10 protein-coding genes are annotated in these 8,495 nt (G+C 72.6%); 3 read left to right on the forward strand and 7 right to left on the reverse strand.

What is annotated here, in order from left to right; translation table 11 throughout:
- The first annotated feature begins 49 nt into the window (after positions 1–49).
- From Voc01_RS24230 to Voc01_RS24240, 3 genes are all read left to right on the forward strand, one after another.
- Complete coding sequence (locus tag Voc01_RS24230) at positions 50–1,936, forward strand: ATP-binding protein (RefSeq protein WP_203929821.1); 1,887 nt, start codon at positions 50–52, stop codon at positions 1,934–1,936.
- Complete coding sequence (locus Voc01_RS24235) at positions 1,933–2,628, forward strand: response regulator transcription factor (RefSeq protein ID WP_203929822.1); 696 nt, start codon at positions 1,933–1,935, stop codon at positions 2,626–2,628. The genes Voc01_RS24230 and Voc01_RS24235 overlap by 4 nt, the downstream gene beginning before the upstream one ends.
- A 112-nt stretch (positions 2,629–2,740) precedes the next feature.
- A complete protein-coding gene (locus tag Voc01_RS24240) occupies positions 2,741–3,469 on the forward strand; it encodes a hydrolase (protein WP_239160452.1) in 729 nt (242 codons plus the stop codon).
- Here the strand turns inward: Voc01_RS24240 and Voc01_RS24245 are convergent.
- The 7 genes from Voc01_RS24245 to Voc01_RS24275 all read right to left on the reverse strand — a co-directional run.
- Complete coding sequence (locus Voc01_RS24245) at positions 3,459–3,908, reverse strand: deaminase (protein ID WP_203929824.1); 450 nt, start codon at positions 3,906–3,908, stop codon at positions 3,459–3,461. The genes Voc01_RS24240 and Voc01_RS24245 overlap by 11 nt on opposite strands.
- Positions 3,905–4,519, reverse strand: a complete 615-nt coding sequence (locus Voc01_RS24250; RefSeq protein ID WP_203929825.1) for a RibD family protein — start codon at positions 4,517–4,519, stop codon at positions 3,905–3,907. The genes Voc01_RS24245 and Voc01_RS24250 overlap by 4 nt, the downstream gene beginning before the upstream one ends.
- 6 nt (positions 4,520–4,525) lie before the next feature.
- Positions 4,526–5,959, reverse strand: a complete 1,434-nt coding sequence (locus tag Voc01_RS24255; protein WP_203929826.1) for a glycosyltransferase family 2 protein — start codon at positions 5,957–5,959, stop codon at positions 4,526–4,528.
- Positions 5,956–7,065: a HEAT repeat domain-containing protein gene (locus Voc01_RS24260; RefSeq protein ID WP_203929827.1), complete on the reverse strand. Its 1,110-nt coding sequence runs from the start codon at positions 7,063–7,065 to the stop codon at positions 5,956–5,958. Before Voc01_RS24260 ends, Voc01_RS24255 begins: the two co-directional genes overlap by 4 nt.
- On the reverse strand, positions 7,062–7,436 hold the full coding sequence (locus Voc01_RS24265) for a response regulator transcription factor (RefSeq protein WP_203929828.1): 375 nt from the start codon (positions 7,434–7,436) through the stop codon (positions 7,062–7,064). The genes Voc01_RS24260 and Voc01_RS24265 overlap by 4 nt, the downstream gene beginning before the upstream one ends.
- 38 nt (positions 7,437–7,474) lie before the next feature.
- Positions 7,475–7,984 (reverse strand): SRPBCC family protein, encoded by a 510-nt coding sequence (locus Voc01_RS24270; protein ID WP_203929829.1) that lies wholly within the window; start codon positions 7,982–7,984, stop codon positions 7,475–7,477.
- Positions 7,985–8,058: 74 nt separating this feature from the next.
- The coding region (locus Voc01_RS24275; protein WP_203929830.1) for a proprotein convertase P-domain-containing protein at positions 8,059–8,495 on the reverse strand (437 nt) is incomplete at its 5' end.

An 8,495-nucleotide genomic window follows, 5' to 3' on the forward strand; every position in this document is an offset into this window, starting at 1 on the left:
AACCCAGGACACTAGGTAAGAATAGGACGCACAAAGAGTGAGGAGAGCCGTGCGCGGAGACACCGATCAGGCGGCCGAGGCTGGCACCGCGGCGCTCGTGGCACCCGCGGCCACCGAGCTGATCGACCGCGCCGAGCGGGCCGCGACCATGGTCGACGTGCAGGCGCTGCTGCCCGACGTGCGCCAGTTGCCGGGCGTGCGCGGCGCCGCCTTCACCGTGGCCGGCCAGCCCGGCTCCGGACGGCCCGAGCTCACCGCGTCGCGGCCGGTCGGACCGCTGGAGTGGCGGCAGGTGCTGCGGACCGACCTGACCGACCCGGAGGCGCACCGGCTGGCCCGCGGGGCCCTCGACGCGATCGTCGACGCCGCCGGCCGTGCCCTGCGGCTGCCCTGCCGGGCCGTGCCCGAGCACGACGGCCCGCCGGTCGGGCTGCACGGGGTCATCAGCCGGCACGCCCGCGCGCTGATCGTCGTGGTCGACCCGGCACACGGCTGGACGCCGCTGTCGGACTCGTTCAGCACCCTGCTCGGTTACGACCGCGCCCACCCGCCCGCCGGCAACCTCCTCGACCTGATCCACCCGGAGGACCGGCCCGACGCCCTGTCGACGTTCATCGCCGCCTGCGCCGGCGAGGACCTGCCGAACTGCGTCGACCTGCGCATCAGAACCGCGGCCGGCAACTGGCGCCGGTTCGAGTTCGCGGTGCGCAGCTTCGTGCGGATCCCCGACGCCGGTGTCGTCGCGTACTTCGGCCTCGACGTCACCACCCAGCGGGCCGCGGAACGCGCGTTGCGCGTGGAGCGGGGCCGTCTCCTGTCGTTGGTGGAGACGCTGCGCGACGGCATCCTGCTCATCGACGAGGACCAGCGGGTCACGGTCGCGAACTCGTCGTTCCGCCGCATCCTCGGCATGGCCGACCCGGTTCAGGTCGGCGGCGAACGCGGCTGGCCGCGGCTGCTGGCCAGGCTCCAGCCGCTGTTCGGTTCGGGCGTCACCGACGCCGTGCGGCTGCGCGACATCGTGGCGGCCCGCCGCGCGATGATGGGCGAGGAGGTCGAGCTCGCCGACGGCCGGGTGGTGGAGCTCGACTTCGTGCCGCTGGAGAGCGAGGGTGGCCCGCGGGGCACGCTGATGCACCTGCGCGACGTCACCTCGAAGGTCGCGATCCGGCGCGGCCTGGAGGAGCGCAACCGCGGCCTCGCCGAGGCCGCGGCCCTGAACAACCAGTTCGTGGCCACCGTCGCGCACGAGCTGCGCGGTCCGCTGTCGTCCGTCGTGGCGTTCGGTCACCTGCTGGGTGACGCGAGCAGCGGGCTGCTCAACGACGAGCAGCGGCAGTACCTCGACGTCATCGACCGCAACGCCAACCGGTTGCTGCGCCTCATCGAGGACCTGTTGCTCCTGTCGCGCCTGGAGGCGCGCACGTTGCAGTTGCGTCCGGCGCCGGTCCGCCTGTCCGAGCTCGTCCGGACCGCGGTGACCGAACGCCTGCCGGCGGCCGAGAACGCCGGCCTGCGCCTGACGGTGGAGACGCAGGACGGCCCCGAGCTGACGTGCGACGAGACCCGGGTGCACCAGGTGATCGACAACCTGCTGAACAACGCGTTGAAGTTCACGCCGGCCGGCGGATCGGTGACGGTCCGCGCGGCGCCGGCCTCCTCCGGGTGGCAGCTGTCGGTGGCCGACTCCGGCGTCGGTATCCCGGCGGCCGAGTTGGCCCGGGTGTTCAGCGCGTTCTTCCGGGGCTCGAACACCACGGCGGGCGGTGGCCAGCCGGCCGCGCCCGGCACCGGGCTCGGCCTGGTGGTCAGCCGGGCCATCGTCGAACTGCACGGCGGCACCATTCAGGTCGCCAGCACCGAGGGCGCCGGCACCACGGTGACCGTGACCCTTCCCACGCGTCCCGCACGCCGCACAAATGGAGGAACACCATGAGTCGTCTCCTGGTTGTCGAGGACGATCCCGACATCGCTCTCGCGCTGCGGCTGCTGCTGCAGCGGGCCGGGCACCAGGTGGGGCACGCCAAGGACGGCCGGGCCGGCCTCCGGGACGCCTTCAACGAGCGTCCCGAACTGGTGATCCTCGACATCGGCCTGCCCGGCATGGACGGCTGGCAGGTGCTGGAACGCCTCCGCGACATCTCCGACGTGCCGGTCCTGCTGCTCACCGCGCACGGCCAGGAGTCGGACAAGGTCCGGGGACTGCGTGGCGGCGCCGACGACTACCTGACCAAGCCGTTCACCAACGCGGAGTTGGTGGCCCGGGTGGAGGCTCTGTTGCGACGGTCCGGTACGACGGCCTCCTGGGCCGACGAGGTGTACGACGACGGCACGCTGCGCATCGACCCGGCCGCCCGCCGGGCGTTCGTGGCCGACGCGGAGGTGCGGCTGACACCCACCGAGTTCCGGTTGCTGAACGTGCTCGTGCGGCACGCCGGCGCGGTGCTGTCGCCGAACCAGCTGCTGGCGCAGGCGTGGGACGACCCGACCGGCATCGGGCCGGAGCGGGTGAAGTTCGCGGTGCTGCGGCTGCGCCGCAAGCTCGGCTGGACCGACCCCGACGCGAGCCCCATCGAGAGCGTGCGCGGCTTCGGGTACCGGTACCGGCGACCTCCCGCGGCGGCATAAGGCGGCGTAGCCACCTTTCGGCAACGTCGCGGGTCACCGAACGGCACGGATCGCTCCGGAGTATTGGTCGGGCAAGGTTCCCCCGTCCCTGCCAGACACACGGATGTGTTCCATGATCGACCTGAGCCGCGACGCCCACGTCCACACCGCCTTCGCCGCGGGCCACGACAGCGTCAGCGTCCTTGTCGCCGCCGCCGAGGCGGCCGGTGTCACCGAGCTGACGTTCGCCGACCGGGTCGGGTCCGACACCGGCTGGCTGCCGTCGTACCTCGCCACCATCGAGCGCGCCCAGAAGCGCACCGACGTCGCGCTGCGGCGCGGTGTCGAGGTGGAGGCGATCGGTGTGGACGGCTGGCTGGCGTTCCCGTCCGACCTCGGCCAGCTCGAGGTCATCTCGCTCGGCATCTCCCGGCTGCCCACCCCCGGCGGCCTGCTCGGCCCGGACCTCGTGCGGGCGCAGCTCGACAGCGGCGCCCTGTCGGCGGCCGAGGTCGCCGACCGCCTCGTCGGCGTGCTGTGCCTGGCGATGGAGCGGGTCGGCCGCTACGCCCCGACCACGCTGGCCCGCCCGCTGGAGTTCCTGGCGCAGGCCGGTATCGCGGAGTCCACTGTGGACGAGTCGGTCGTCGCGACGCTCGCCGAGGCGTGCCGCGGCACGAACACGGCCGTCGAGCTGAGCGAGCGGCACCGCCTGCCCACCCGCCGCGTCGCGGTGGCGATGGCCGCCGCGGGTGTGAAGCTGCTCGCGGCGAGCGACGCCTACACGGCCCGCGACGTGGGCCGCTGGCAGTACCTCGACGAGCTCGCCGCCGAGGTGGCCGACTCGCCGGTCAGCGTCTGACGTCACCGAAGAGGTGCGCGTTCACCGCGCGCACCGCGTCGGACAGCTCCTGTACCTCGACGACCTCGACCCCGGCGGCGCGCAGCAGGGCCGCGCCGCCGCCGGGCGCGAGCGTCGGCGGCTCGCGCAAGGCGAACACCACCCGGCTGATCGCCGTCTCGGCGATCAGCCGCGCGCACGGCACGGGTCGCGAGGTCCGTACCCCGCACGGTTCGAGCGACGAGTACAGCGTCGCACCATCAAGATCTTTCGATTGGACCCGCGTGAGCGCGGCCTCTTCGGCATGCGCCGTCGCCGCTGTCTCGCGGGAGTAGCCGCGGGCGAGCTCGATGCCCTGTGCCGACACGACGATCGCTCCGACGGAGTACGCCGCGAGGCTGGGCAGGCACAGCCGCGAGTGCTCGATGGCTTCGCGCAGCCACCGCCCGTCGGTGTTCACAGTGGACGCTCGTACTTGAGCACGGCCATGTCGCCGACCTGTTCCATCGCCTTGAGCGTGAGGCGGCCCTTCGGGAACGTCGCCGGGTCGACGAAGCGCGTGCCGCCACCGACGAGGATCGGCGCGACCGCGAGCTGGAGCTCGTCGGCCAGGCCGCCGGACAGGAACGCGGTGTGCATCGACGTGCCGCCCTCGACCAGGAGCCTGCCGACGCCGCGGGCGGCCAGGTCGGCGAGCAGCGCCGGCAGGCCGTCGACTTCCACGACGGTCGCCGGGAGGTCGGCGGTGGTTCCCGGTGGCACGTACACGATCTTCTCCGCGTCGCCGGCCGTGAAGAAGGCCGCGCCGGGGTCGAGATCGCCGGTCGTGGTGAGCGTCACCTTGATGAGGTCCCGGGCGCGCCCGCGCCGCCGCTCCTCGCTCCTGATGAGCAGGCGCGGGTTGTCCGCGCGCACGGTGCCGGCGCCGACCAGGATCGCGTCGCACGACGCGCGCAGCGCGTCGACCCGGTCGAGGTCGGCCGGGCCGGAGAGGATGAGTCTCTCGTCGGTGTCGTCGTCGATGTACCCGTCGAGGGACATCGCGCAACTGAGGATCACGTGCGGCCGCATCGGCTCCTAGCGTGCCTCATGGAAGCCGGTGCGCGTCATCACACCCCACACCTGGCGGCTCTTGCGGATCGCGGCCCACGCTCCCATGACCCGCCAGACCGCCGTCACCTGGCGGTAGCCGATGTTCTCCAGGGCGCTGGCGAGGGTCGCGTAGGCGAGGTCCGTCCACCGGGTGTAGCGGGCGAACGTGAACTCCTCGACGGCCAGCGCGATGAGGTTCACCACCATCGCGTAGCCGTAGGCGACGAGCAGGAAACGGAACGCGAACTCGACGTTCACCGCGCCGACCGCGAGGCCGAGCGGCACCATCACCACGCCGGCGAGCTCGATCACCGGGGCGAGGAACTCGAACAGCACGTAGTAGGGCATCGCGACCAGCCCGATCCGGCCGTAGCGGGGGTTGCCGAGCATGCGGCGGTGCTTCCACAGGATCTCGGTGATGCCCCGGTGCCAGCGGCGGCGCTGGCTGCCGAGCACCTTGACGGTCGACGGGGCCTCGCTCCAGGACACCGGCTCGGCGACGAACACCACCCGGTAGTCGCGCTTCTGCTCGCGCAGGTGCCGGTGCAGCCGGACGACCAGTTCGGCGTCCTCGCCGATGGTGTCGTGGTCGAGGCCGCCGACCTCGACGACCAGGTCGCGGCGGAACATGCCGAACGCGCCCGAGATGATGAGCAGCCCGCCCAGGCGCGACCAGCCGGTGCGCCCGAGCAGGAACGCCCGCAGGTACTCCACCACCTGCACCCGCGGCAGCCACCTCGGCGGCATGCGCACCTCGACGATGCGACCGGCGACCACGCTGCAGCCGTTGGCGACCCGCACCACGCCGCCGGTCGCGGCGGTGCGCAGCGGGTCGTCGGCGAACGGCTTGGCGACGGTCAGCAGGGCCTGCGGGTCGAGGATCGAGTCGGCGTCGACCATGCAGACGAGCGGCTGCCGGGCCAGGTTTATGCCGGTGTTGAGCGCGTCGGTCTTGCCGCCGTTCTCCTTGCGCACCACGATCAGCGGCTCGGGCCGCAGCCGCGGGACGTAGACGCCGGTCACCTTGCCCTTGGTGGGCACCTCGGGCGGCACCACGCGGGGCGTCTCGATGAGGTCGAACTCGTCCTTCAGCCTGTCGAACGTGCCGTCCCCGGACCCGTCGTCGATGACGATCACCTCGAACTGCGGGTACCGCAGCGCGAGCATGCCCTGCACCGACGCGACGATCCCGGCCTCCTCGTTGTGCGCGGGCACGAGCACGGAGACGCCGGGGGTCAGCGGGCTGCGGTACATCTCGTCGAGCCCGGCGAAGGGCTGGTGCCGCAGGTGCCGGATGAACTCGGCCGAGGCGAACAGGATGAGGACCAGGTAGCTGGTGTTGATGACGAGGAAGTAGGTGAGGATCGCGACGTCGGTGATGCGGAAGAACTCGCGGACCCAGGCCGCGACCTCGATCATCGGGCCGCCCCGACCACTGCCTCTTTGCGTAGCTCGACGAGGTGGGCGGCGCCGAGTGCCTCGCGGGCGTGGCCGCCCGGGGTCGGCGCGCTGAGCGGCTCGTCGCCGGCCTGGTCGACCGCCTTCTCCAGCTCGGCGCGGCCGGCCATGCCGAGCTTGAGCAGGGCCCGGGCCGACTCGTGGGCCACCTCGTGGTCGTCGTCGGCGAGCAGCGCCGCGAGCGGCTGCGCAGCCGACGGCGCGCCGAGCTCGCCGAGCGCCTTCGCCGCCTCGGCCCGCAGCTGGCGCGGGTGACCCGGCTCGACGGCCTCCAGCAGCGGCGCCAGCGCCGAACGCGGTCCCAACCGACCGAGCGCGCGGGCGGCCCGCACCCGGACCTCCACCGACAGGTCCGACCGCAGGGCGTACTCCACCTGCTTGGCGGTGCCGACGGCGCCGATCAGCCCGAGCACCTCCATCGCGGTGGCCCGGGCCAGCTCGGAGTGGTGGAACATCCCGGCGACGATGGCCGCCTGCGCTCCCGGTCCGAGCCGCACGAGCGCGTGCGCCGCCAGCTGCGGCGGCACCGGGTGGTGCCCGGTCACGGCGTCGAGCAGCGGGATGGCCGCGGCCGGGTCGGCGATGCGGCCGAGCGACCGCGCCACGACCACGCGCACGTCGGGGTTGCGGTCGCGCAGGAGCGGACACAGCGCCGGGACCGCCTTCGGGTCGCCCAGGTTGCCGAGCACCTCGGCGGCCCGGGCCCGGGTGACGGCGCCGCGCGCCCGCAGCTCGCCGAGAGCCCGCTCGCCGGCGCCACGGCCCTGGAACACCGCGACGAGACCCGTGTGCGCCTCGCCGCGTACCTTGCCGAGCATCGCGACCGCGGCCGGCTCCACGGCCCGCCAGGTGCGCTGGTCGACGGCGACCAGCTGGTCGACGAGCGTCTCGTCGTCGTCGCCCGCGGTCAGGCGCACCAGGAGTTTCCGGGCGGGTGCGGCGAGCCGGGTGCGGCGCGCCTTCAGCAGCCGCTTGACCAGCCGCCCCGACACCGTGACCGCGCCGAACACCAGCGCGGCGACGAGCAGCGCGACGATCGCGACCGCGGCGGCGTTGGCAAGCGTCATGCCTTGGCTCGCGCGAGCACCGCCTCGACCCGACTCACCAGTTCCTTGGGGCTGAACGGCTTGACCACGTAGTCGTCGGCGCCGGCGCCGAAACCGATCTGGACGTCGCCCTCCTGTGCGCGCGCGGTCAGCAGGATCACGGGCAGCTGGGCGGTGGCCTCCTCGGCGCGCAGCGCCCGGCACACGTCGATGCCCGACAGGCCCGGCATCATGACGTCGAGCAGCACGAGGTCCGGCGGCCGGTCACGGGCGGCCTCCAGCGCGGAGACCCCGTTGTCGACCGCCGTCACGTCGAATCCGGCCGCCTCCAGCTTGAACAACACGAGTTCACGGATGTCCTCGTCGTCGTCGGCGACCAGGATTGCGGTCATGCCGGCTCCCCCTTGCCCTTATGCAGGCTCCCGTGAGCTTAAGCGGCGGGACCGCGCCGCGCCCCGCGTTCGCCGGTACTGGTGCGGCCGATCATCCGTTGCTCACGCCAGTTCGACCGGTGCCGGTTGAACGTCGGTGGACGCTCGTTGACGAAGTGCCCCACCGGCGGATGGTCGTGCTCGACGCGGCGTTTGAACTCGGGCAGGTCGGCGGCGAGCCCGTCGACCATCGTCGCCGGCCCGCTCAGTTCCGCGGTCACGAGACAGCGCTGTGGTGAAAGGGGTTGGATGGTCACGGTTTCCGTGCAGTCGGGACCGTCGACGCTGTGCCACCGCAGTAGCCGGTCCTGCTCCCGCGCGTCGAGGCGGGCGGTGAAGCTTTCGCCGGGAAGGTCCCACCGGAGGGTGTCGTCGGACAGCGCGGACACTTCACGCACCTGGTGCCGGAACAGCGGATACTCCTCGATCCGGCAGATCCGCTCGTACGCGATGTGCGCGGGCACCGCGATCTCGACCGTGCGCCGCACGGCCGCCCCCCGTGTCTCCATGATGAATACGGTACGGATATGCGAAGGCGCCCGGCCGGCCTTTCGGCCAACCGGGCGGCTGCGCTGTCGCTTCCTCAGATCGTGAGGTTCCAGGTGTCGAGCGTGCCGGTGTCACCGGCGAACTGGTCCTGCACCCGCAGCTTCCAGGTGCCGGCGCGGACCTCGCCCGACAGGTCCACGGTGTAGGCGGCGTTCAGGTTTGCCACGTCGTCACCCGAGGTCGCGGTCTTCAGCGTGTACTGCGTGCCGTCGGGGGCGATGAGGAAGACGGCCAGGTCGCCACGGTCGGTGTGCCGGGCGCTGACCTTGACCTGCGCCGTGCGGGAGCCGTTGCCCGCCGCGTTGGCGACGGTGATGGGGCTCTCGACGGTGGCGCGGTCGGCGATCGGGAGAACGGTCGGGTTGATGATGTAGACCGTGGTGCCGGCCGGGGTGCCGGTGGGCTTGATGTTGCCGGTGAACACGAGTTTGTTCGGCGAGCCGCTGGCGGCGTTGGTGACCTTGCTGGCGG

The organism is Virgisporangium ochraceum (assembly GCF_016863655.1).
GTDB lineage: Bacteria > Actinomycetota > Actinomycetes > Mycobacteriales > Micromonosporaceae > Virgisporangium > Virgisporangium ochraceum.

Coding starts and splice junctions, on each gene's coding strand:
- Voc01_RS24265 (WP_203929828.1), bottom strand. CDS start 7,436: ATGACCGCAATCCTGGTCGCCGACGACGACGAGGACATCCGTGAACTC.
- Voc01_RS24240 (WP_239160452.1), top strand. CDS start 2,741: ATGATCGACCTGAGCCGCGACGCCCACGTCCACACCGCCTTCGCCGCG.
- Voc01_RS24260 (WP_203929827.1), bottom strand. CDS start 7,065: ATGACGCTTGCCAACGCCGCCGCGGTCGCGATCGTCGCGCTGCTCGTC.
- Voc01_RS24235 (WP_203929822.1), top strand. CDS start 1,933: ATGAGTCGTCTCCTGGTTGTCGAGGACGATCCCGACATCGCTCTCGCG.
- Voc01_RS24255 (WP_203929826.1), bottom strand. CDS start 5,959: ATGATCGAGGTCGCGGCCTGGGTCCGCGAGTTCTTCCGCATCACCGAC.
- Voc01_RS24270 (WP_203929829.1), bottom strand. CDS start 7,984: ATGGAGACACGGGGGGCGGCCGTGCGGCGCACGGTCGAGATCGCGGTG.
- Voc01_RS24250 (WP_203929825.1), bottom strand. CDS start 4,519: ATGCGGCCGCACGTGATCCTCAGTTGCGCGATGTCCCTCGACGGGTAC.